This is a genomic window from Streptomyces asiaticus, from assembly GCF_018138715.1.
GTDB lineage: Bacteria > Actinomycetota > Actinomycetes > Streptomycetales > Streptomycetaceae > Streptomyces > Streptomyces asiaticus.
Genome location: NZ_JAGSHX010000006.1, coordinates 4,943,900 through 4,968,160 on the forward strand (window position 1 = coordinate 4,943,900; position 24,261 = coordinate 4,968,160).

At 69.7% G+C, this 24,261-nt stretch carries 10 protein-coding genes and 2 rRNA genes; 7 read left to right on the top strand and 5 right to left on the bottom strand.

What is annotated here, in order from left to right:
* Window positions 1-33: 33 nt before the first annotated feature.
* From trmB to KHP12_RS28410, 3 genes are all read right to left on the bottom strand, one after another.
* The gene (trmB, locus tag KHP12_RS28400; protein WP_210609626.1) at window positions 34-849 is read right to left on the bottom strand and encodes a tRNA (guanosine(46)-N7)-methyltransferase TrmB; all 816 of its coding nucleotides are present in this window, start codon (window positions 847-849) and stop codon (window positions 34-36) included.
* Window positions 850-1,327: 478 nt separating this feature from the next.
* Complete coding sequence (gene lhgD / locus KHP12_RS28405) at window positions 1,328-2,551, bottom strand: L-2-hydroxyglutarate dehydrogenase (RefSeq protein WP_086885784.1); 1,224 nt, start codon at window positions 2,549-2,551, stop codon at window positions 1,328-1,330.
* Window positions 2,552-2,843: 292 nt separating this feature from the next.
* Window positions 2,844-4,307 carry an NsdA family TPR-like regulatory protein gene (locus KHP12_RS28410; RefSeq protein WP_086885785.1) on the bottom strand — a complete coding sequence of 488 codons (1,464 nt, stop codon included), beginning with the start codon at window positions 4,305-4,307 and terminating at the stop codon, window positions 2,844-2,846.
* Window positions 4,308-5,301: 994 nt separating this feature from the next.
* On the opposite strand from KHP12_RS28410, the gene KHP12_RS28415 reads away from it, so the two are divergent.
* Together KHP12_RS28415 and KHP12_RS28420 are read left to right on the top strand one after the other, a co-directional pair.
* Window positions 5,302-7,389 carry an asparagine synthase-related protein gene (locus KHP12_RS28415; RefSeq protein WP_211833895.1) on the top strand — a complete coding sequence of 696 codons (2,088 nt, stop codon included), beginning with the start codon at window positions 5,302-5,304 and terminating at the stop codon, window positions 7,387-7,389.
* Window positions 7,390-7,764: 375 nt separating this feature from the next.
* Window positions 7,765-11,793, top strand: a complete 4,029-nt coding sequence (locus tag KHP12_RS28420) for an AfsR/SARP family transcriptional regulator (RefSeq protein ID WP_246643157.1) — start codon at window positions 7,765-7,767, stop codon at window positions 11,791-11,793.
* A 139-nt stretch (window positions 11,794-11,932) separates the two neighbouring features.
* On the opposite strand, the gene KHP12_RS28425 is transcribed toward KHP12_RS28420, so the two are convergent.
* Window positions 11,933-12,658, bottom strand: a complete 726-nt coding sequence (locus KHP12_RS28425) for a TetR/AcrR family transcriptional regulator (protein ID WP_037953341.1) — start codon at window positions 12,656-12,658, stop codon at window positions 11,933-11,935.
* 321 nt (window positions 12,659-12,979) lie between these two features.
* On the opposite strand from KHP12_RS28425, the gene KHP12_RS28430 reads away from it, so the two are divergent.
* Window positions 12,980-14,335 (top strand): NAD(P)/FAD-dependent oxidoreductase, encoded by a 1,356-nt coding sequence (locus KHP12_RS28430; RefSeq protein WP_086885788.1) that lies wholly within the window; start codon window positions 12,980-12,982, stop codon window positions 14,333-14,335.
* Between the two features lie 235 nt (window positions 14,336-14,570).
* Window positions 14,571-16,538 (top strand): ATP-binding SpoIIE family protein phosphatase, encoded by a 1,968-nt coding sequence (locus tag KHP12_RS28435; protein ID WP_211833896.1) that lies wholly within the window; start codon window positions 14,571-14,573, stop codon window positions 16,536-16,538.
* A gap of 182 nt (window positions 16,539-16,720) precedes the next feature.
* Here KHP12_RS28435 and KHP12_RS28440 read toward each other — a convergent pair whose 3' ends face one another.
* The gene (locus KHP12_RS28440; RefSeq protein ID WP_086885790.1) at window positions 16,721-18,031 is read right to left on the bottom strand and encodes an MFS transporter; all 1,311 of its coding nucleotides are present in this window, start codon (window positions 18,029-18,031) and stop codon (window positions 16,721-16,723) included.
* Window positions 18,032-18,190: 159 nt separating this feature from the next.
* On the opposite strand from KHP12_RS28440, the gene KHP12_RS28445 reads away from it, so the two are divergent.
* The 3 genes from KHP12_RS28445 (at window position 18,191) to KHP12_RS28455 (ending at window position 24,211) form a co-directional block, all read left to right on the top strand.
* Window positions 18,191-18,742 (top strand): MarR family winged helix-turn-helix transcriptional regulator, encoded by a 552-nt coding sequence (locus KHP12_RS28445; protein ID WP_086885791.1) that lies wholly within the window; start codon window positions 18,191-18,193, stop codon window positions 18,740-18,742.
* Window positions 18,743-19,282: 540 nt separating this feature from the next.
* Window positions 19,283-20,809: ribosomal RNA gene (locus tag KHP12_RS28450) — 16S ribosomal RNA — on the top strand.
* Between the two features lie 280 nt (window positions 20,810-21,089).
* Window positions 21,090-24,211, top strand: a 23S ribosomal RNA gene (locus KHP12_RS28455).
* Together the 16S and 23S rRNA genes form the textbook arrangement of a ribosomal RNA operon.
* The last annotated feature ends 50 nt before the right edge of the window (window positions 24,212-24,261 follow it).

Sequence of the window (24,261 nt, forward strand, 5' to 3'; positions counted from 1 at the left end):
GACTCAGGGGTTATGCCCATCCCCTTGGGGTCGTTATGTGTCGTTGCGGCGAAAGATCAGGTCATGGACGAGGTGTCCCTTGTCCAGCCCCTGGCCCTCGAACTTGGTGAGCGGCCGGAAGTCCGGGCGCGGGGTGTAGCCGCCGTCGGCCTGGGAGTTGTCGAAGGCGGGGCTCGCGGAGAGTACCTCCAGCATCTGCTCCGCGTACGGCTCCCAGTCGGTCGCGCAGTGCAGCAGCGCACCGGGCTTCAGCCGGGTGGCGGCGAGCTCGATGAACTCGGGCTGGATGAGGCGGCGCTTGTGGTGCCGCTTCTTGGGCCAGGGGTCCGGGAAGAAGACCCGCAGCCCGGAGAGCGAGGCGGGGGCCAGCATCTCGCGGAGCAGGATGATCGCGTCGCCGTTGGCGACCCGGACGTTGTCCAGGCCGTTCCGCTCCGCGAGCGCGAGCAGGTTGCCCTGGCCGGGGGTGTGGACGTCGGCGGCGAGGATGCCGGTGCCGGGGTCGGCGGCGGCCATCTGCGCGGTGGCCTCCCCCATGCCGAAGCCGATCTCCAGGACGACGGGGAGGCCGGGGCGCGGGCCTGCCTCTGTGGCGAACAACTCACCGAGGTCGATACGGCTCAGCCCGTCGATGTCCAGGCCCCACTGCGGCCACAGGCGGCGCAGCGCCTCGCCCTGGCCCGGGGTCACCCGGCCGCGGCGGGGGCGGAAGGAGCGGATGCGGCGCTCGTGGTGCGAGCCCGCAGGATCGGCCGCGGGGCCGCCGGGGAACATCGGCTCGCTGCGGTCACGGGGGGCGGGCAGAGCGCGCTCCACGTGGGAATCGGGGGTGGTGGGCTTCTCGGACACAGTGCTTCGATTCTACGGGCGGGGGCGGGAGGCTCGGCCGTGCCGACCGGGTGGGGCTGGGCGGTGGGTGGTGGGTCCCGGGCGTGCCTCGGTGGCTGGGCTCGGCCGTACTCGGCCGTACGGTGGCGGCTGGGTTGGCCCGTACGGCGGCGGGGCCTGGCTCCACCGTACGGCGGCGGCTGGGCTCGGCCCGTACGGCCGTGGCAGGCCCTGGCCCGTGCCTCGGCGGTGGGCCTGGTCCGTACGGCGGTGGGCTCGGCCCGTACGACGGAGGCTGACCCCGGCCCGTACCTCGGCAACGGTCCCGGCCGTACGGCGGAGACAGGCCCGCCCGTGCCTGCCGCAACGGTCCCGGCCGTACGGCGGAGACAGGCCCGCCCGTGCCTGCCGCAACGGTCCCGGCCGTACCGCGGCGGCGATGGGCCTGCGCCCCCACCCCCTCGACCCCGCCCGCCCCGTCACCCCGTCCGCAGGGTCTCTACCCCCTCGACTCCGTCCGCAGGGTCTCCAGCACTCGGCGGGCGACCTCGCGGCCGATCGGCAGGGAGGCCGTGGCCGCGGGCGACGGGGCGTTGAGCACATGGACGATCCGGGGCGACTGCGAGATCAGGAAGTCGTCCACCAGCGTGCCGTCCGGCAGCACCGCCTGTGCGCGCACGCCCGCCGGGGCCGCTATCAGGTCGTCGGCCGTCACATCCGGCAGCAGACGGCGCACGGCGTCGGTGAAGGCGCGCTTGGACAGGGAACGCCGCAGCTCACCCGCCCCGTACCGCCAGTGGCGGCGGGCGATCCGCCAGGAGCCCGGATACGCCAGCGTGCCGACCAGCTCCTGCGGGCGCACCGTACGCCAGGCGTACCCCTCGCGGGCGAGGGCCGGCACCGCGTTGGGCCCGATGTGGACGCCGCCGTCGATACCGCGGGTCAGATGGACGCCGAGGAACGGGAACGCCGGGTCGGGCACCGGGTACACCAGGCCGTTCACCAGCGAGGCGCGGGAAGGCGCCAGCTCGTAGTACTCACCGCGGAAGGGCACGATCCGCATGCCCGGGTCGTCGCCCGCCAGCCGGGCGACGTGGTCGCAGTGCAGCCCCGCGCAGTTGACCAGGGCCCGCGCGCGCAGCACCGTGCCGTCCGCCGTGCGCACCGCGACCGCAGAGGGGCGCCGGCCGATGGTGCGCACCTGCGCTCCGTACCGCACCGAGGCGCCCGCGTCCTGGGCCAGCCGGGCCAGCCGGGCCGTCACCGCGCCGAAGTCGCAGACGCCCGTCGTGCCGACATGGATCGCGGCGAGGCCGCGCACCCATGGCTCGTACTCCGCGATCTGGGCGGGGCCCAGCTCGCGGACCGGAATGCCGTTCTCCCTGCCGCGCTGGACGAGGCCGTGGAGCCTCGGCAGCTCGGAGCGCTCCGTGGCGACGATGAGCTTGCCGGTGACCTCGTGCGGGATGCCGTGCTCGGCGCAGAACTTCACCATCTCCGCGGCGCCGCGCACCGCGAACCGCGCCTTGAGCGACCCCGGCCGGTAGTAGATACCGCTGTGGATCACGCCGCTGTTCCGCCCGGTCTGGTGGCGGGCCGGGCCCGCCTCCTTCTCGAGCACGGTCACGCGGGTGCCGGGCGCGGCGCGCGTGATCGCATACGCCGTCGACATGCCGACGATCCCGCCCCCGATCACCAGCACGTCGCAGTCCAACGCCGTCACGCCATGTCACCTCCCCACGCGCCACACCGTCCAGTCGCCCGACCGTCGATCCCTATCATGACCCGCGCCACTGACAACGGCCCGAAACCCAAGTGAGGACTAGGGTCCGGGCTAGCTCGACCGGTCATATGGATCGATTCATATCGAACCGCTCTTTCCGGGCGGCGCACCTCTGAGCCGCCCATTCCGGGCAGCTCTCGCCTCACCGTTCATCACGGTCGCTCGCACCCGCTTCCGTGCCGCTCGCATCCGCCCCCGTGCCGCTCGCATCCGCCCCCGTGCCCCTCACGCCTCACGCCGGGGCCACCAGCAGCGGCCGCGCCTGCTCGCGCAGCTCGGCGACGCGCGGCTCGTCGCGGTACGCCTCGAGGCGCCGCATCAGGTCGCGCACGTACTCCGTGGTGCGCGCGGACGAGATCCGGTTGGCGACCTCCACGGCACGGGCGCCCGCCGCGCAGGCCGCGTCCAGATTGCCGGACTCGAGTTCGGCGACGGCGGACACCACGAGCCGCAGCCCGTGCGACCGTACGAACTCCTCCGTCGGCCGGGCCAGCGCCTGCTCGGTGAAGCGCCGCACCTGGCGCGGCAGCCGGAGATCGCGATAGCACTCGGCGGCGTCGGCCGCGAACCGCTCATGGCTGTAGAAGTCGAGCCAGGACGGATCGGGGTCGCCCGCCCGCGAGCGCTCCAGCCAGCCCTCGGAGGACTTCAGGGCCGCCCCGCAGGCGGGCCCGTCCCCGGACTTGGCCTGGGCGCGCGCCTCCACGAGTCGGAAGAAGCTCATGGTGCGGGCGGTGGCCAGGCCGCGGTTGCGCTCCAGGGCGGCCTGGGCCAGGTCCACGCCCTCGTCGGCGAAGCCCCGGTAGGTGGCCTGGAGGCTCATCGACGCCAGCACATAGCCGCCCAGGGGGACGTCGGCCGCGGCGCGGGCCAGGCGCAGCGCCTGGATGTAGTACCGCTGTGCGGCCTCCTGTTGGCCGGTGTCGAAGGCCATCCACCCGGCGAGCCGGGTCAGTTCGGCGGTGGCGCCGAAGAGCGAGCGGCCGACCTCGTCGCTGTACGAGCCGAGCAGTAGGGGCGCCGCGTCGACTCTGAGGCACTCGGGAACCATGGAGGAACGCCAGTCGCCGCCGCCGTACTTGGAGTCCCAGCGGCGCGCGTCCTCGGCGGCCTCGCGCAGCTTGGTGACGTCACTGTGGCCGACGCGCTGCGGCGGTATGGCGTCCGGCGCCGCCGCGCCCGAGGTGCTCGCGGCGGTGGTTCCGTCCTCGGCGTCCTTGGGTTCGCGGGCCACCGAGCTGTCGGCGGGGGATATGAGCCAGCGGGAGGCCGGGGTGGCGTACGCGCTTACTGAGAAAGATCCGGCCAGGCTCTGCCAGATGCCGACGCCGCCGCGCCGACCCGCGAGATCCAGCCGGTAGAGCTCGGTCGCGGAGCGGACGGCCTGGCCGATGTCGCGCGGGAAGGCAAGCCCGACCTCGGGGGCCGGATCGGCATCGGCCAGGCCGATCTCATGCAGGGGGACGGGGCGGCCGAGTTTGCTCCCGATCGCAGCCGCAATGAGGTGTGGCGCGGCGCCTTGGGGCACCATGCCCTTGGACACCCAGCGCGCGACGGACGTCTTGTCGTAGCGAAGCGTCAGGCCACGCTGGGCGCCGAGGTCGTTGACTCTGCGCGCGAGCCCGGCGTTGCTGATCCCAGCGAGGGCGAGAACGGTGCCGAGCTTTTCGTTCGGCCCGCGTGGCTCCCTGGACATGCGCACCCCTCGACAGCACTGACGGCCGCCCCTGCATAAGCGCGGGGCATTCGTAAACCCAGCGTAGTTCGCCGCATCCCGACCGTTAAGAGGTGGTGTCCCGGATGGCGAGATTCTTGTACGAACGGGCGTGCGGGGCGTGACGCGTGCTCCCGGTGTGTGTGGCTGTGCGCCCGTGTGTGCGCTCTGTCTCAGTCGTGGCGGGGACGTTTCGATGGGTCCTGCGTGGGTCGGCCCGCTGTACTGGATCCAGTGGGCTGGGGGACGCCGCCGCCTCATTCCCCGCGGGCGGCGGAACGGTCCGGGAGGCGAATGCCGCCTCCCGGACTGTCGTGTCAGGAGGCGCGAGAGGCGGAAGTCGAGTCCTTACAGGTCGTCCGCAAGACCAACGAGAGCGCCACGGCAATTTGGCTGAATATCGCCCCTCACGGCCGGGCTCCCGCGTCGGGCCGGGGAGGGGGAGGCCCGACGCGGGAAGCCCTCTTCCGCGTGGATCGCGCCCGGATTCGGCACGGATTCCGCCCAGTTCTTCCCCGGAGCGGTGAGCGCGCGTAGCACATGCCGCGGATGCCGCCGCATACGGTGGCCGTCGCGGCGCGCGGCGGTAAGCCTCCCGTGTGGTCTGCTGGTTGACGCGCGATCGGCGCTCAGTTGGCGCTCTTTCCGTGCGCCCCTTCGTGCGCCTCTTGCGCGCCGCTCCGCACACTCATCGATGCCCTTGCGCTCTTGCGCGCCCCAATCGTGGCAGCATGGGCCACGGCGGAACGGTGGGTCGCTACCGGCGGTGGTTCCCTCGGCGGGCTCCTTACGGATGCCTTCGTGAGGGGCGTCACCCCCTGGGATCAACTCTGCGATTCCTGCGGTCATCTGTGGTCACAGGACATCCAGGAGATCCATGTTGTTGTCCGGTTCGATGCCGAAACCGTCAACATGCTGTGCATGATGGCACCTACTTCTTGGTTGCCCTGGATGCCCACAGCCTGTGGAGGCGGCGATGCGGTGGTTGGTGGGGTGGAGCAGTACCGCATCCGGCCCGGTCTCCTCGGAGGGTCGTGCGATCCAGCCGGTCGGCGCCCAACTCCTGTGGTCCGACCCCGATCCGCTGTGGGCGGTCGGCGACTGGCGGCCCGATGAGGTACGCGTCGTCCAGACCGACCCCTTCACCCGCCTCGCCGTCTTCGGCTGCTGCGGCGCCTCCGACGAGGAGCTGCGGGTGGGCCTGTTCGCCGCCCGCGGCGGCGCCCTGCGCCATCTGACCGCCTGGCCCGGCAGCTACACGGCCGTGGCCCAGGCCGGCCGCCGCGTCACCATCGTCGGCGATCTCGCGGGCGCCCGGCCCGTCTTCCACACCGACTGGGCAGGCGGCACCGCCTACGCCACCGCCGCGCTCCCGCTCGCCGATCTCATCGAGGCCCAGCTCGACGTCGGTCACCTCGGCGCGCTGCTCGCCTGCCCCGACTCGCCGGAGGCCATGGGCGACGGCACGCCCTATATGGGCGTCAGACGCGTCCCCCCGGGCCATGCGCTGATCCTGCGCGACGGCGCCCGCGACATCACCGGCTACGAGCCCACCGCGTCCCTCGCCGTCGCCGCGCCCCCGCTCGAGCAGGACAAGGCCGTGGACGCGGTCCGGGACGCCCTCGTGGAGGCCGTACGGGCCCGGCTCACCGCCCCGCGCCACGCCCCCGAGACCGATGACCTCGACCCCGGCCCTGTGCCCGGCATGGGGCCCGCCGAGCGGCGGGCGGCCCGCGGCGCCCCGGCCCCCGGCATCGGCGCCGATCTGTCCGGAGGCAGCGCCTCCGCCACGCTCGCCCTGCTCGCCGCCGGTCTCCCCGGGATGCCCGGCACCCTCTTCGGACACGGCACCGAGGCGGGCGAGCGGCTCCTGGCCGTCACCTTCAACGACCTCGCCACGGCGGGCGGCGCGCGCACCCGCGAGGCCGAACTCGAACGGGCCGGAGCCATCGCCGCCAATCCACGGCTGCACCATGTGGTCGTCGCCGCGGGCGAGGACGCCCTGCCGTACGCGGGCCTCGACACCGGCGCCCTTACCGACGAGCCCGGCCCCTCCCTCGTCATCGCCGAACGCCACCGGCGCCGGCTCGCCGCGGGCAGCGCCGACCACTTCATCGGGCACGGCGCCCGCCAGGTGCTCGACGCCCACCCCGCGCGCCTCGCGGACCTGCTGCTCGACCGCCGCAGACGCCATCTGCTGCGCCCCGCGACGGCGCTCGCCAAGGCCGACGGCCCCTCCGCGCAGTCCTTCTTCGTGCCCTTCACGGTCTACCGGGCCGCCCGACGGCTGGCCCGCACCTCCTACCGCGACGGCGTCCAGGAGGCCGCCGCGCGCCTTATGGAGCACCACTTCGCCGACGAGCAGGCGCTGCACGGCCCCGGCGCCGTATCCGCCTCCCTCGCCGCCCTGACGTGGTGCCGCCCCGGGCCCGCCGCCCGCTGGCTCACCGGCGAGACGCTCGCCGAGGTGTCCGTCCGGCTGGAGGAGGCGGCCGTGCGCCCCGTGCTGCTGCGCCGCCCCGGGGAGCGCCGCGCCGACGCCGCCCTGGCCCGCTACGCGGCGGACCACCGCGTCTTCGAGCAGGCCGCCGAGATCCGCAGCCAGCGCCTGCACGCGCCCTTTCTCGACAACCAGGTCGTACGGGCCTGCCGCGCGCTCCCCGAAGCGCTTCGGGTGCAACCGGGGGCGCGCGCCGCGGTGCTGCGGTCGGTCCTCGCCGGAGCGGGCATCCGCGAGCTGCCCCCCGGCTGGGGAGCCACCTCCCACGCCTCCCACACCGCCGCCGTACGGACCGGCATGCGCACCTGGACGGGCGAGCTGATGACCCTCTTCGACGCGCCGCTGCTGGCCGACGCGGGCCTGATCGAGGCCCGTGTCGTCCGTAAGGCGCTGCGCGCCGCCGCGCAGGGGGAGCGGCTGCCCTTGGACGGCCTGGCCGAGCTCGTCTCCACCGAAGTCTGGCTGCGGCGCCTGCTGGCCCGCCGCGGCACCTGCTGGACGGGCACCGCGGCGCCGCGACAGCGGGCGGTGGCGGGCGGAGTGGCGCCGCGGCCGAGCCTGTGACGGCTTCCGCCCCGAGGCGGCATGAGGCCGCCTTGTGACATCTCGCCCCGGGGAGCGCGTTCTTACGGGGAACGGAAGACTGGCGTTCTTACGGCGGACGCGAAGCCGGTGTCCTTACGGCGGATGCGAAGCCGGTGTCCTTACGGCGGATGCGAAGCCGGTGTCCTTACGGCGGATGCGAAGCCGGTGTCCTTACGGCGGATGCGAAGCCGGTGTCCTTACGGCGGATGCGAAGCCGGTGTCCTTACGGCGGATGCGAAGCCGGTGTCCTTACGGCGGATGCGAAGCCGGTGTCCTTACGGCGGACGAAAACGAATGGACCCCTCCGCCGCCGCTCCGCACCATCTCCCCAGCGGCAATCCGCAACCTAGGAGAATGGCCCCTGTGCGGTATCTGATCCTCGGCACCACCGAAGCGCGCGACGACCACGGCGACCCGCTCCCCCTTGGCGGCCCCCGGATCCGCGCGCTGCTCGCCGCGCTCGCCGTAAGGGCCGCACGCACCGCCCCGGCCTCTGTCGACGCCCTGATCGACGAGGTGTGGGCCGACGACCCTCCGCATGACGCGCCCGCCGCGCTCCAGGCGCTCGTCGGCCGGTTGCGCCGGGCCATCGGCAGGGACGCCGTCCTCTCCTCACCCGGCGGCTACCGCCTCGCGACCGCCGCGCCCCAGGACGACGTCGACCTGCTGCGCTTCGAGCGGCTGACGCACGAGGGCATACGCGCCCTGGACGCCGACGACCCCGAGACGGCTGCCGCCACCCTCCGTGAGGCGCTCGCCCTGTGGCGCGGCCCGGCCCTCGCCGACCTGCCGGACCGGGACGCGGCCGCCGCCCGCCCCGAGGCGCTCCGGCTGACCGCGCTGCACCGCCGGATCGACGCCGACCTCGCGCTCGACCGCCCTACGGATGTCATACCGGAGCTGCGTGAGCTCGTCGCGGACCATCCGCTCGACGAAACGTTCCACGCCCAGCTGATCCGCGCGCTGCGGGCGGCCGGTCACTCCGCCGACGCCCTCGCGGCGTACGAGGACGTCCGCAGGATCCTCGCCGACCGCCTCGGCACCGACCCGGGAGCTGAGCTGAAGGAGCTCCACAGACGGCTGCTGACGACGGACGCCGAAGCCCTCCGGGAGCCGCGCGGCGGGGAGCCCACCGCGCAGACCGCTCCGCCGAGGGCCGACGGCCACGAGGGGAGCGGGGGCGGAACCCGGGCGGACGGCAGGGCGATCGACGGCCGCAGAGCAGCCAGGAGCGCGTTCGACGGCCGGGCCGGGGGCGGACGAACCGACGGCGGGGCGGGAAGCCGCGTCGACGGCGGGGAGGCGGGTTCGCGCACTGCTGGCCCGCGCACCCCGGGATCACGCTCCCCGGGATCACGCACCGCGGGATCACGCACCGCGGGCTCGCGCACCGCCGTGCCGCCTCTGCCGCACGGCAACCTCAGGGCCCGCCTCACCAGCTTCGTCGGCCGCCAGAAGGAGATCGGCGACATCCTCTGTGACTTGGAGGGCGCCCGGCTGGTCACCCTCACCGGCCCCGGCGGCTCCGGTAAGACCCGCCTCTCCGAGGAGGCCGCCGGGGCCGTGACGGACGGCTACCCGGACGGCGTCTGGATCGCCGAACTCGCCCCGCTCGACCAGCCCTCCGCCGTCCCCGGTGCCGTCCTGAGCGCGGTCGGCCGCCGCGAGACCATGCTGCCCGCCTCCGGGCTCGAGAGCCGCACCACGGGCGCGGACGGCGGGGATCCGACGAGTCGCCTCGTCGAGTACTGCGCCGACCGCCGGCTGCTGCTCCTGCTCGACAACTGCGAGCACGTCATCGACACCGCGGCCCGGCTCGCTGAGACCCTGCTCGCACACTGCCCCGGGGTGACCGTGCTCGCCACCAGCCGGGAGCCACTGGGGGTGCCCGGCGAGACCGTAAGGCCGGTGGAGCCGCTGCCGCCCGCCCCCGCCCACCAGCTGTTCGCCGAGCGCGCGGCCACCGTACGGCCCGGCTTCGACCCGGCGGCGGACCCGGACACGGCGGCCGCGGTCGCGGAGATCTGCCGGCGTCTGGACGGTCTGCCGCTGGCGATCGAACTGGCCGCGGCGCGGCTGCGGCTGCTGACCCCACGCCAGATCGCGGACCGGCTGGACGACCGCTTCCGCCTGCTGACCAGCGGCAGCAGAACCGCGCTGCCCCGCCAGCAGACCCTGCGGGCCGTCGTCGAGTGGTCCTGGGACCTCCTGGACGAGCGCGAGCGCACTGTGCTGCGCCGTGTGTCGGTCTTCGCGGGCGGGTGGACCCTGTCCGCGGCCGAGGCGGTGTGCGCGGACGCCCCGCCCGGCGCGAGCGCCCTTACGAGCAGCACGGGCAGCACGGGCAGTGCGGACCACGCGGACAACACGGATCACACGGACGACAAGGACGCCGATGGCGTCACCGAGGACGGCGTCGGCATCCGTGACGTCCTTGAGGACGCGATGGCGAGCACGCCGGAACCGGGCGACACGGTTGCGTACGCCGAGACGCGCGCCCCCACGCGCTCTCATGCGCGCCCCCAGGCCAGGATCGCGCCCGCCGAGGTACTGGAACTGCTCGGGGCGCTGGTCGACAAGTCACTGCTGATCGTCGACCATCCGTCGCACGGTGCGGCGGCGGAGTCCTCCGGCCCGGCGGGCGGCGAGCCCCGCTACCGGATGCTGGAGACCATCAACGAGTACGTCGGCGAGCGCGCCACCGAGGACGTCGTGGCCCGTGCCGACCACAAGGCCGCCGTGGCCCGTCACACCGCCCACTTCCGGGACTTCATCCGCACCGCCGAGCCCCGTCTGCGCTCCGCCGGACAGTTGCCCTGGCTGCGCCTCGTCGAGGCCGACCTCGACAACATCCGGGCAGCGCTGCACCGCTCCCTGACCACCGCGGACGAGGGCACCGTCTTCGCGCTCATCCGCGACTTGGCGTGGTTCTGGTGGCTGCGCAACTACCGGGACGAGGGCGCCGCATGGGTCGGCCGCGCCCTGGCCCTGGAGAGCCGACCCCACGGCACGGACGGCGAGGCGGACCGGGGACTGGGTGGCGAGGCGGACCGGGCACCGGGCGGCAGCCATCCCCTCGACCAGTTCCCGCTCATCCCGGCCCGGGTTCCGGACGGCGAGGACGGCGTCGACGAGGAAGCCACCCGGTACTGGCAGTTCATGGACCTGCGGCTGCTGCTCTTCTTCCTGCTCGCCGAGCAGGGCACCGGCCCGGATCCGAGCGACCCCGAGATCCGGGACGCGGCCATACGCATGCGCGACGCCTACGCGAGCCATTCAGGGCCCCGCAGCGCGTCCTTCCCCGGTCTTCTGTGGCCCTTCGCGGCCTTTGTCATCCAGGGCTTCAGCGGCGACATGCTGCCGCTGATGGACCGGAACGTGGCCCACTGCCGGACCCACGGCGACGACTGGGCGCTCGGCGTCACGCTGATGTACCGCACCCACCTCGCCATCGACATGCCGGGCGGCGTCGAGAGCGCCGGCGACGACATGGCCGAGCTGCGCGAGCTGGCCGCCCGCGTCGGCGACCGCTGGATGCTCGCCCAGGTGGAGGGCGCGCGCGGCGAGATCGCCACCCATCGCGGCCGGTTCGGGGAGGCGAAGGCCGCGTATGAGCGGGCAACGCGGCTCGCACAGGAACTCGGCGCCCATACCGAGGTGCCGTTCCTCTACACCCGCCTCGCCGACCTCGCCGTCCACGAAAGGGATGTGGAGGGCGCGCTGAGGCTGGTGGAGCGCTCCGAGGAGGAGGCGGAGCGCTGCGGTACCCAGGACGTGCTGGCCTTCAACGACATCGTGCGCAGCGAGGCCGAGCTGGTACGCGGCGATCTGGCACGGGCCAGGACGTATTGCGACGCCGCGCGACGGCGTGCGCTGCGCGGCACCTCGCCACCGCAGTTCTGGGTCGTGGCCAACGGCCTGGAGGCCCGTATCACCGGCCTGGAGGGCGATCTGGTCGGCGGACTCCGCAAGCTGCGGAACACGCTGCGCGACGGCCTCGCGGTGAACTCCATGGAGCTGCTGTTGGCCCATCAGGCGGAGTCGGCGGCCGAACTCCTGGCGGGATGCGGACAGGAGCCGCTCGCCGCGCGGCTGCTGGGCGCCGCCGACGGCTGGCGCGGTCGGCTGCCGCGCTCACCGCTGGTGGCCGGGGACGTCGGCGCGACCGCGGCGCGCGCGAGCGAGGCGCTGGGCCAGGCCCCGGTGGAGAAGCTGCGCACCGAGAGCACGACCCTGACCCCAGGGGAGGCCCTCCGCCTGCTCGACGAGGCGCTGAACTCTCTCGACGCCACGGATGCTTCAGGTGTCACCGATGCCTCCGGTACCGCTGGCACCCAGGCCGCAGCCGCCGACCGGAGCGCCGCCCCGCCCCCCGCCCGCTGACGCGGGTACGAGCAGCAGGTGCGACGCCCCGGCCGACCGTCATATCTCGTCACTCATACGGAGGAGGCGAGACGCGCCGCTCACCCCCTGAAACCGACCCGCGAAGACGAGCACATGTCTCGCTCCGGGGCCGACGGCATCACCCCATGGGGCGCGACCGCAGCCCGTCCAGCAGGATGTCCAACAGCCGGGCCGAGGCCGCCGCCTGCTGCGCCGCGTCCGGCAGCGAGGGCGCCGCCGTGGCGATCACCAGCAGCACATCGGCCACCGTCACATCCGGGCGCAGCTCGCCCGCCGCCCGTGCCCGCTCCACCAGTTGCCCGACGACCTCCAGCAGCGCCGCGGCGCCCGTGTCGTCCGGCTCGTCCTCGGCGACCATCGGCCGCTCGACCAGCCGGAGCTCCGGCTGAGCCGGTGCGGCTAACGCCGCCTGCCGCTGCTGCGGCAGCCGGATCTCGGTCTCCACGTCGACCCCGACCCGCAGCACCTGCGGCGGCAGCAGCCGACCCGCGCCGGACGCCACCGAGGTACGCAGGAACCGGGCCAGCGCCGACCACGGCTCGTTCTCCTGACCCAGCGCCGCCCGCGCCTGATCGGTCAGCCTTGCCGTCTCCTCCTCGGCTATGCGGCGCACCAGCACGTCCTTGCTGGGGAACCGCCGATAGACGGTGCCCACCCCTACCCGCGCCCGGCGCGCCACGTCTTCCATCGGAGCCCCGTACCCCAGCTCACCGAAGACCTCGCGCGCCGCCCGCAGGACGTGCTCCAGATTGCGCTGCGCGTCCACGCGCAACGGTGTGTTCCGTCCGCCGTTTCCGTCCGACGACGCGACGGCTGCGGACCATGACGAACCCTGAAGGTGCATAAGTGATCCCCCGGTAATGATGTCTCCCCCCGGAGACTCCCCGCCCAGACTGTCGAGGCAGTCACAACCCCGACGAAGTACGAACATAGTTGAGCGCAGGTCAAGAAAGAAGAGGGTAGCTCGGGACAGAACGCCCCTCGATCAGAGCAGCAGACCGCCTCTTTCCGACTGTCCGCTCGCCCGCCCCCACGCATCCCGGGGCTGACCTGCGGACATTTCGTACGTGTAACCGATTCGTCGGCTCGGGGCCGAGTGAGCCGTCCGGTCACACAATTCGTCGGGCCTGTGGACAAACCGCGGTCGCGCGTGCCTCATGGGAGGGTGAAGGAACCAGCGCGCATTCTCGTTATCGGTGGTGGCTACGTCGGGATGTACGCCGCGCTGCGCCTCCAGCGAAAGCTGAAGCGGGAGCTGAGGCACGGCGGCGTGCAGGTCATCGTGGTGGACCCCGAGCCGTACATGACCTACCAGCCGTTCCTGCCCGAGGCGGCGGCCGGATCGATCTCGCCCCGCCATGTGGTGGTGCCGTTGCGGCGGGTGCTGCCCGACTGCACCGTCGTCATCGGCGAGGCCACCGCGATCCACCACGGCAAACGCACCGCGACCGTGAGAACCCTCGCCACGGAGGAAGAGGGCACCGGCACGGTCGACATCCACTACGACGAGCTGGTGCTGGCCCCCGGATCCGTGTCCCGCGCCCTCCCGGTGCCCGGCCTCGCCGAGTTCGGCATCGGCTTCAAGACCGTCGAGGAGGCCATCGGCCTGCGCAACCACGTCCTCGAACAGCTGGACATCGCCTCCTCGACCCGGGACCCGGACGTCCGCGACGCGGCGCTGACCTTCGTCTTCGTCGGCGGCGGATATGCGGGCGTCGAGGCGCTCGGTGAGCTGGAGGACATGGCCCGGTACGCCGTCCGTTACTACCACAACATCGCCCCCGAAGACCTGAAGTGGATCCTCGTCGAGGCCACCGACCGGATCCTTCCGGAGGTCGGCGAGGAGATGGGCAAGTACGCCGTCCGGGAGCTGCGCGGCCGCAATATCGACGTACGGCTGGAGACCCGCCTGGACTCCTGCGCCGACCGGGTCGCCGCACTGAGTGACGGCTCGCGGTTCCCCACCCGCACGCTCGTGTGGACCGCGGGCGTCAAACCGCACCCGATCCTCGCCGCCACCGATCTGCCCCTGAACGAGCGCGGCCGGCTCAAATGCACCGCGGCGCTCCAGGTCGAGGGCGTGGAGCACGCCTGGTCGGCCGGGGACGCCGCGTCGGTGCCCGACCTGACGGCCGACCGGCCCGATGCGGTCTGCGCCCCCAACGCACAGCACGCCGTGCGCCAGGCCAAGGTCCTCGCCGAGAACGTGGCCGCAGCGATCGCGGGCCAGCCGCTCACGGACTACGCGCACAAGTACGCGGGCTCCGTGGCCTCCCTGGGGCTCCACAGAGGGGTCGCACACGTCTACGGGCGTAAGTTGAAGGGCTACCCGGCGTGGTTCATGCACCGCGTCTACCACCTCAGCCGGGTGCCGACGTTCAACCGTAAGGCACGCGTGCTGTCCGAATGGATTCTGTCGGGGCTGTTCAAACGCGAGATCGTCTCCCTGGGATCGCTGGAGAACCCGCGCGCCGAGTTCAAACTCGCGGCGGACACCGGTCGCCATCCCGGGGCCAGTTGAGCCGATCGGGGTGGAGCCGGGAACTCCCCTCCCACGATCGGCGTCTCACGGATGTCAGTCCGGTCGGCCACACTGGTCGTGTGACCATGGGTGGGCTCGTATCTGCAAAGAGTGACAATCGCGAGGATTCGGAAGTTTGCTGCATTCCCCTGGGGGCCGTCCCCCGTACCCGCACCCCTCTCCCCGATCCCGCGCCGGCGCGCCGCTCAGCCACCACCCCACGAGGTAATCCGCAGTGAACTTCACGCGCTGGAGCGCCCGGCTCCCCCGAACCCAGCGACGCATCGCCGCCCGGGCAGACCGCGGTGCGCGGCGGCCGAAGCCCGCGGCCGCCGCGGGCGGCGGCTCCGTCCCGGCGGCCCGGGGCGAGAGCGCCGACCCCTCGGGGCGCGGTGAGCCTCCCGCTGCCGCCCCCTGCGACGCCGCGCCGCCCGCCGCCGTCCCGACCCTCGACGGGCTGTCCGCCCATGACCTCCTCGGCCAGGTGCCGGCGCTGGTCGCGGTGGTCTACGGTCCCGAGCACCGCATCGCCTATCTCAACGACACCTATGTCGGGCTCTTCGGCTCCCGGACCCCCGGCACACCCGCCGGCCAGGCCCTGCCCGAGCTGAGGGAGCTGGGGCTGCTGCCGCTCATGGACCAGGTCCTGCGCAGCGGCAAGCCCCGTACGGTCAAGTCGCGGCGGGTGCCCGCGGGCGGCCCGGCGACCACGCCCGGGCCGCGGCAGGAGGGCGCGGCCCCCGGCCCCGGCCGGTCCCGCCACGGCTACTACACCTTCACCTGCTCCCCGATCGAGATGGCCGCGCCGAAGGTCATCACCCCCGCGCGGCCGGCGGACGGGCGGGCGGGGGAGGGGGCCGTGGACGGAACACCGGTCGACGGAACGCCCGTGGACGGATTGCCGGTGGACGGCCCGATCCGGGATGGTGCCGTCCGTAAGGCCGTCGCCGTGCCGGAGACGGTCGCCGTCGAGACCGTCGCCACCGACCCCGGCCCGGCCACCGAGCCGGTCCGCGGCGTGCTCGTCTTCGGGGCCGACGTCACCGACCAGGTCGAATCCGCGGAGCGGCTGCGCGCCAGCGAGCGCCTCCAGCGCGAGGCCGCCGTAACCCTCCAGCGCAGCCTCCTCCCCCAGGGGCTGGAGCAGCCCGACGATCTGCGGGTGGCCGCCACCTACCAGCCCGGCGGCACGGACGCGGCGGTGGGCGGCGACTGGTACGACGTCATCACCCTGGGCGCCGGCCGCACCGCCCTCGTCATCGGCGACGTCATGGGCCGCGGGGTGCGGGCGGCCGCCGTCATGGGCCAGCTGCGCACCGCCGTCCGCGCCTACGCCCGGCTCGACCTCCCGCCGCACGAGGTCCTGCAACTCCTCGACGGCCTGGCCGCCGAGATCGACCCCCACCAGATCGCCACGTGCGTCTACGCCGTCCACGACCCCAACGAGAACCGCCTCGTCTACGCCTCCGCGGGCCATCTGCCGATCCTGGTCCGCGACCCGGACGGCACCGTGCGCCGCGCCTCCGAGCCCACCGGACCGCCGCTCGGCACCGGCGGCTGGCTGCACACCACCGGCTCGGTCCCGCTCGGCCCCGGGGCCAGCGCGGTCCTCTACACCGACGGCCTGGTGGAGCGGCGGGACAAGGACATCTACGACGGAGTGGCCGCGCTCGAGCGCGTCTTCGCGGGCGCGACCGGCTCGCCCCAGGTGATGTGCGACCGCCTCATCAGGGCCCTGGGCATCACCGCGGAGCACGACGACGATGTGGCGGTGCTGGTCCTCCAGCACCCCGCCCGTACGGGGCACGACGCGGAGCTCTTCCACAACGCCGCACTGGAGCTCCTCGGCGGGGTGGAGGCCGCACCGCGCGCCCGGGCCTTCGCCTCGGGGGTCCTCGCCAGCTGGCGCTTCCCCATGGAGCTGCGCGATCTGGGCGTGCTCGCCGCCAGCGAACTCGTCGCCAACTCCCTCCAGCACGGCACACCGCCCATGCGGCTGCGGCTGCGCCGCACCGACCGCCGCCTGATCATCGAGGTGACGGACGGCGATGAGCATCTGCCGCGCCGCCGCCGGGCCGAACCGGTGGACGAGGCCGGACGCGGCATCTCGATCGTCGCGACCATCGCCTCGTCCTGGGGCTCACGCCGCACCCCGGGCGGCGGCAAGGCGGTGTGGTGCGAGTTCGCCCTGCCGGCGGGCTAAAGATCCGCCGGACAGGGCCTGGCTCCACGGGGCCTGGCTCCACGGGGCCCGGCAGCACGGGCCTGAGCGGGGACACGACCGCCCCCGATCGACAGATCGCCCTGGCACGGCGGAGCCGATGGGCTCCTTCGCCGCGCCAGGGCGATGACGGAATGTCGGGTCAGGCCGCATGCCCGGCCGGGTCAGGCCGCGGTGGCCACCTCGTCCGACGAGGCCGCCCGCGGCGCGGGCACCGCGGCTCCGGCGACCGCCCGCAGCGGATTGTCCTGCTCGGCCGTGAGCCGCCTGCCGAGCATCAGCGCGAGCGCGGTGATGCCGAGCGAGCAGACGATCAGCGTCACGATGTACGCCCCGTACAGCCCGGCGCCCGCCATCAGCCCGCCGGCCGCCGGACCCACCGCCAGGGCCAGCTGCTTGACCAGTGCGAATGCCGAGTTGTACTGACCGAGTGCCGACGGCGGCGCCAGATCGGCGACCAGCGGCGCGACGGTCGGCGACAGCATGGCCTCACCGAGCCCGAAGAGCGCGTACGCAGAGATGATCGCGGTGACGCCGACGGCCTGGCTCCCGGGTATCAGCCCGGCGGTCCCGGCGACGCACCACGCCACCGTCCAGACCAGCCCGACCAGCGCCATCACCCGGCTGCGCCGCCGCCGCTCGACCAGCTTGAGCACGACGAACTGCGCCAGCACGATCGCCGCCGTGTTCGCGGCCAGGGCGATGCCCAGCATCGACGGCGATATCCGGGCCACATCCACCGCGAACGCCGACAGCCCGGACTCGAACTGGCCGTAGCAGGCGAAGAACATGACGAAGCCCAGCGCGCACAGCTGCACCATGGCGCGGTGGCCGAGCAGGGCACGCCAGCCGCCGGAGCCGCCGAGCCGCTCATCGACGGTCGGCACCGGGTCGTCGAACACCGGCGTCCGCTCCAGCCTTACGGTCGCCACGGCCGCGCCGAGCACCAGGAACATCACCGCGTCGATCGCGAAGAGCCGCACAAAGCTCGAGGCGGCGGAGGTGTCCACCAGCAGCCCACCGAGCAGCCCGCCGACGCCGAGACCCAGATTGCCGAGGAAGAACTGAGTGGCGAAGGCCCGCGACCGGGTGATCGGCGTCGAGCACCAGACGATCAGCGTGGCCAGCGCCGGCTGTATGGCCGCCATGCCCGCGCCCAGCACTCCGGCCGCGGCGATGACCAGCGGCTCGCTCGCCGCCAGCCCGAGCCCCATCGATCCGACAGCGGCGGCGACCGCGCCCGCGACGGCAACGGACAGCGGCCCTCGCCGGTCGATCACCCGACCGATGAAGGGCAGCACGGCAAGCGCGGCCACGGCGAACGTCGCGAGCACCATGCCCGCGGTATTCGCGCCGAGGTCCCGCACCTGCGCCACATAGACGAAGAGGAACGGGACCGTGAAGCCGTTGCCGAACGCGCTCAGCGCGTTGCCCAGCTGGATACGGCGCAGCGCTGCGCCCATCGCGGTGGTCACACTCACCTACCTAGGTCGAGAAGGATCAAAGGACTACGGGCCTGACCAGCGGGTCAGCCCGGAGGATCGATGTCTGAAGACTTCGAAGCTAAACTTCAATGCTTAAGAGTACAGAGTGAAGGACTTCAGCGCCAATGAGTTTCGTGTCATACTCCGCACATGGCGGAGACCCCCGACCCGGACGACCTGCTGAGCCTCGAAGAGCAGATCGCGGCCTACCAGCGTGAGTTCCAGGACCTGGACCCTCAGGTGGAGCAGGTCGTCAGCGCGCTCAGCCGGCTCACCCGGCGAATGAACGTCGCCTACGGCCGCCAGTCGGCCACGCTGGGGATCAGCAACTCCGAGTGGGAGGTCCTCAAGGTGCTCGTCCTCTCCGGGGCTCCCTATCGCCTGGGCCCCGGCGACCTGGCCAAGCGGCTGGGCCTCACGCCCGCCGCCATGACCCACCGCATCGATCGCATGGTGAACGAGGGCCTGGTCACCCGTGAGCGTGATGCGGACAACCGCGTCCGCGTCATCGTCGAGCTGACCCCGAATGGCCGGGAGAAGTGGGTCGAGGCGATGCGCCAGGCCACGGTCTTCGAGGCGGACCTTCTCCAGGACCTCTCCAGCGAGGAGCGCGGGGCTCTCGGCGAGATGCTCACCCGTGTGTTGCGCCGGGTGGAGGAGGACCAACCCGACGCCGATGGACGGCTGAGCGACCTCGACTGAGGCATTCGGCCTAGCCGAGGTTGACACGGGTCCGGGCGATCCGTAATGTACTCCGAGCTGCCACGGAGCCTTAATGGTTCAACGGTCGGCACTCGAGCCGCACCGGCGGCAAACCACTACTGCACGGCCCCTCATCGGGATGGATTTCGGCATGCCGGAATTCGGACCGGGGAACTCGATTATGAGCATCCGGGGGAATCCGCTAAAGTAGTGGACACGCCGGAAGGCGCGAAAGACTCCGCTCCAGCAGGGGGCCGGAAACGGAATTCGGATCGGAAACGACCGGAAATCGGATCTGGTAAGGTTGGAAACACCGAAGGGAAGCGCCCGGAGAAACCGGTGAAACGGTTTCAAAGGAAGCGTCCGTTCCTTGAGAACTCAACAGCGTGCCAAAAGTCAACGCCAGATATGTTGATACCCCGTCCACTCGTGGACGAGGTTCCTTTGAAGAAAAAACACAGCGAGGACGCTGTGAACCATCGGATTATTCCTCTGGTGGTTCCGCTCTCGTGCAGTGTTTGCCGGGATAGCCCGGAAGCATTCACGGAGAGTTTGATCCTGGCTCAGGACGAACGCTGGCGGCGTGCTTAACACATGCAAGTCGAACGATGAACCGGTTTCGGCCGGGGATTAGTGGCGAACGGGTGAGTAACACGTGGGCAATCTGCCCTGCACTCTGGGACAAGCCCTGGAAACGGGGTCTAATACCGGATACGACGCGTTCCCGCATGGGATACGCGTGGAAAGCTCCGGCGGTGCAGGATGAGCCCGCGGCCTATCAGCTTGTTGGTGGGGTGATGGCCTACCAAGGCGACGACGGGTAGCCGGCCTGAGAGGGCGACCGGCCACACTGGGACTGAGACACGGCCCAGACTCCTACGGGAGGCAGCAGTGGGGAATATTGCACAATGGGCGAAAGCCTGATGCAGCGACGCCGCGTGAGGGATGACGGCCTTCGGGTTGTAAACCTCTTTCAGCAGGGAAGAAGCGAAAGTGACGGTACCTGCAGAAGAAGCGCCGGCTAACTACGTGCCAGCAGCCGCGGTAATACGTAGGGCGCAAGCGTTGTCCGGAATTATTGGGCGTAAAGAGCTCGTAGGCGGCTTGTCGCGTCGGATGTGAAAGCCCGGGGCTTAACCCCGGGTCTGCATTCGATACGGGCAGGCTAGAGTTCGGTAGGGGAGATCGGAATTCCTGGTGTAGCGGTGAAATGCGCAGATATCAGGAGGAACACCGGTGGCGAAGGCGGATCTCTGGGCCGATACTGACGCTGAGGAGCGAAAGCGTGGGGAGCGAACAGGATTAGATACCCTGGTAGTCCACGCCGTAAACGTTGGGAACTAGGTGTGGGCGACATTCCACGTTGTCCGTGCCGCAGCTAACGCATTAAGTTCCCCGCCTGGGGAGTACGGCCGCAAGGCTAAAACTCAAAGGAATTGACGGGGGCCCGCACAAGCGGCGGAGCATGTGGCTTAATTCGACGCAACGCGAAGAACCTTACCAAGGCTTGACATACACCGGAAAACCCTGGAGACAGGGTCCCCCTTGTGGTCGGTGTACAGGTGGTGCATGGCTGTCGTCAGCTCGTGTCGTGAGATGTTGGGTTAAGTCCCGCAACGAGCGCAACCCTTGTTCTGTGTTGCCAGCATGCCTTTCGGGGTGATGGGGACTCACAGGAGACTGCCGGGGTCAACTCGGAGGAAGGTGGGGACGACGTCAAGTCATCATGCCCCTTATGTCTTGGGCTGCACACGTGCTACAATGGCCGGTACAATGAGCTGCGAAGCCGTGAGGTGGAGCGAATCTCAAAAAGCCGGTCTCAGTTCGGATTGGGGTCTGCAACTCGACCCCATGAAGTCGGAGTCGCTAGTAATCGCAGATCAGCATTGCTGCGGTGAATACGTTCCCGGGCCTTGTACACACCGCCCGTCACGTCACGAAAGTCGGTAACACCCGAAGCCGGTGGCCCAACCCTTGTGGAGGGAGCCGTCGAAGGTGGGACTGGCGATTGGGACGAAGTCGTAACAAGGTAGCCGTACCGGAAGGTGCGGCTGGATCACCTCCTTTCTAAGGAGCACATAGCCGACTGCAAGCAAGTGTCTTGCACGGTTGCTCATGGGTGGAACGTTGACTACTCGGCATTGTTTCGGATGCTTCCTCTGTTAGTACTGCTTCGGCGTGGAACACAGAGCAAGCGGACGGATGGTGTCGGGCACGCTGTTGGGTGTCTGAGGGTACGGGCAGAAATGCTTGTCCCTTCGACCGGTCCCGGTGTACCACGCTATGGGTGTGGGTGACGGGGTACGGGTCGTTGTTTGAGAACTGCACAGTGGACGCGAGCATCTGTGGCCAAGTTTTTAAGGGCGCACGGTGGATGCCTTGGCACCAGGAACCGATGAAGGACGTGGGAGGCCGCGATAGGCCCCGGGGAGCTGTCAACCGAGCTTTGATCCGGGGGTGTCCGAATGGGGAAACCCGGCAGTCGTCATGGGCTGTCACCCATACCTGAACACATAGGGTATGTGGAGGGAACGCGGGGAAGTGAAACATCTCAGTACCCGCAGGAAGAGAAAACAACCGTGATTCCGGGAGTAGTGGCGAGCGAAACTGGATGAGGCTAAACCGTATGTGTGTGATACCCGGCAGGGGTTGCGCATGCGGGGTTGTGGGAGTGTGCTGGATCGGTCTGCCGGCCGGTCGGAGAGTCAGAAACCGTATGGTTAGGCGAAGGGCATGCGAAAGGCCCGGCGTAGAGGGTAAGACCCCCGTAGCTGAAATCTGTACGGCTCTCTTGTGTATTTCCCAAGTAGCACGGGGCCCGAGAAATCCCGTGTGAATCTGGCGGGACCACCCGCTAAGCCTAAATATTCCCTGGTGACCGATAGCGGATAGTACCGTGAGGGAATGGTGAAAAGTACCGCGGGAGCGGAGTGAAATAGTACCTGAAACCGTGTGCCTACAAGCCGTGGGAGCGTCGCCGTGTTCTTCGGAGCACGGTCGTGACTGCGTGCCTTTTGAAGAATGAGCCTGCGAGTTTGCGGTGTGTTGCGAGGTTAACCCGTGTGGGGAAGCCGTAGCGAAAGCGAGTCCGAATAGGGCGATAGAGTAGCGCGCTCAAGACCCGAAGCGGAGTGATCTAGCCATGGGCAGGTTGAAGCGGAGGTAAGACTTCGTGGAGGACCGAACCCACCAGGGTTGAAAACCTGGGGGATGACCTGTGGTTAGGGGTGAAAGGCCAATCAAACTCCGTGATAGCTGGTTCTCCCCGAAATGCATTTAGGTGCAGCGTCGTGTGTTTCTTGCCGGAGGTAGAGCACTGGATAGGCGATGGGCCCTACCGGGTTACTGACCTTAGCCAAACTCCGAATGCCGGTAAGTGAGAGCGCGGCAGTGAGACTGTGGGGGATAAGCTCCATGGTCGAGAGGGAAACAGCCCAGAGCATCGACTAAGGCCCCTAAGCGTACGCTAAGTGGGAAAGGATGTGGAGTCGCAGAGACAACCAGGAGGTTGGCTTAGAAGCAGCCATCCTTGAAAGAGTGCGTAATAGCTCACTGGTCAAGTGATTCCGCGCCGACAATGTAGCGGGGCTCAAGCGTACCGCCGAAGTCGTGTCATTGCAGCATTTACCTCTAACGGGGGCTGTGATGGGTAGGGGAGCGTCGTGTGCCGGGTGAAGCAGCCGTGTAAGCGAGTTGTGGATGGTTCACGAGTGAGAATGCAGGCATGAGTAGCGATACACACGTGAGAAACGTGTGCGCCGATTGACTAAGGGTTCCTGGGTCAAGCTGATCTGCCCAGGGTAAGTCGGGACCTAAGGCGAGGCCGACAGGCGTAGTCGATGGACAACCGGTTGATATTCCGGTACCCGCTTTGAAGCGCCAACGCCGAACCAGGCGATGCTAAGTCCGTGAAGCCGCCCCGGAGCCTTCGGGCAAAGGGGAGTGGTGGAGCCGACGGACCAGACCTGTAGTAGGTGAGTGATGGGGTGACGCAGGAAGGTAGTCCAGCCCGGGCGGTGGTTGTCCCGGGGTAAGGGTGTAGCCCGAGGGGTAGGTAAATCCGTCCCTCATTTAAGGGTGAGACCTGATGCCGAGCCGATTGTGGTGAAGTGGATGATCCTATGCTGTCGAGAAAAGCCTCTAGCGAGTTTCATGGCGGCCCGTACCCTAAACCGACTCAGGTGGTCAGGTAGAGAATACCGAGGCGTTCGGGTGAACTATGGTTAAGGAACTCGGCAAAATGCCCCCGTAACTTCGGGAGAAGGGGGGCCATTGCTGGTGATCACCCTTGCGGTGTGAGCTGGTGGTGGCCGCAGAGACCAGCGAGAAGCGACTGTTTACTAAAAACACAGGTCCGTGCGAAGCCGTAAGGCGATGTATACGGACTGACGCCTGCCCGGTGCTGGAACGTTAAGGGGACCGGTTAGTGGGATTTCGATCCCGCGAAGCTGAGAACTTAAGCGCCAGTAAACGGCGGTGGTAACTATAACCATCCTAAGGTAGCGAAATTCCTTGTCGGGTAAGTTCCGACCTGCACGAATGGCGTAACGACTTCTCGACTGTCTCAACCATAGGCCCGGTGAAATTGCATTACGAGTAAAGATGCTCGTTTCGCGCAGCAGGACGGAAAGACCCCGGGACCTTTACTACAGCTTGATATTGGTGTTCGGTTCGGCTTGTGTAGGATAGGTGGGAGACTGTGAACTCTGGACGCCAGTTCAGGGGGAGTCGTTGTTGAAATACCACTCTGGTCGTGCTGGATGTCTAACCTGGGTCCGTGATCCGGATCAGGGACAGTGTCTGGTGGGTAGTTTAACTGGGGCGGTTGCCTCCTAAAGGGTAACGGAGGCGCCCAAAGGTTCCCTCAGCCTGGTTGGCAATCAGGTGTTGAGTGTAAGTGCACAAGGGAGCTTGACTGTGAGACCGACGGGTCGAGCAGGGACGAAAGTCGGGACTAGTGATCCGGCGGTGGCTTGTGGAAGCGCCGTCGCTCAACGGATAAAAGGTACCCCGGGGATAACAGGCTGATCTTCCCCAAGAGTCCATATCGACGGGATGGTTTGGCACCTCGATGTCGGCTCGTCGCATCCTGGGGCTGGAGTCGGTCCCAAGGGTTGGGCTGTTCGCCCATTAAAGCGGTACGCGAGCTGGGTTTAGAACGTCGTGAGACAGTTCGGTCCCTATCCGCTGTGCGCGTAGGAGTCTTGAGAAGGGCTGTCCCTAGTACGAGAGGACCGGGACGGACGAACCTCTGGTGTGCCAGTTGTTCTGCCAAGGGCATGGCTGGTTGGCTACGTTCGGGAGGGATAACCGCTGAAAGCATCTAAGCGGGAAGCCTGCTTCGAGATGAGGGCTCCCACCCACTTGATGGGTTAAGGCTCCCAGTAGACGACTGGGTTGATAGGCCAGATATGGAAGCCGGGTGACCGGTGGAGTTGACTGGTACTAATAGGCCGAGGGCTTGTCCTCAGGTGCTCGCGTCCACTGTGTTGGTTCTGAAGCAATGAACCGTCCGACCG

Bases quoted from the DNA above. Each gene is read 5' to 3' on its own strand.
- KHP12_RS28410 (WP_086885785.1), bottom strand. From the start codon at position 4,307: ATGTCCAGGGAGCCACGCGGGCCGAACGAAAAGCTCGGCACCGTTCTC.
- KHP12_RS28415 (WP_211833895.1), top strand. From the start codon at position 5,302: ATGCGGTGGTTGGTGGGGTGGAGCAGTACCGCATCCGGCCCGGTCTCC.
- KHP12_RS28420 (WP_246643157.1), top strand. From the start codon at position 7,765: ATGGCCCCTGTGCGGTATCTGATCCTCGGCACCACCGAAGCGCGCGAC.
- KHP12_RS28425 (WP_037953341.1), bottom strand. From the start codon at position 12,658: ATGCACCTTCAGGGTTCGTCATGGTCCGCAGCCGTCGCGTCGTCGGAC.
- KHP12_RS28445 (WP_086885791.1), top strand. From the start codon at position 18,191: ATGGCGGAGACCCCCGACCCGGACGACCTGCTGAGCCTCGAAGAGCAG.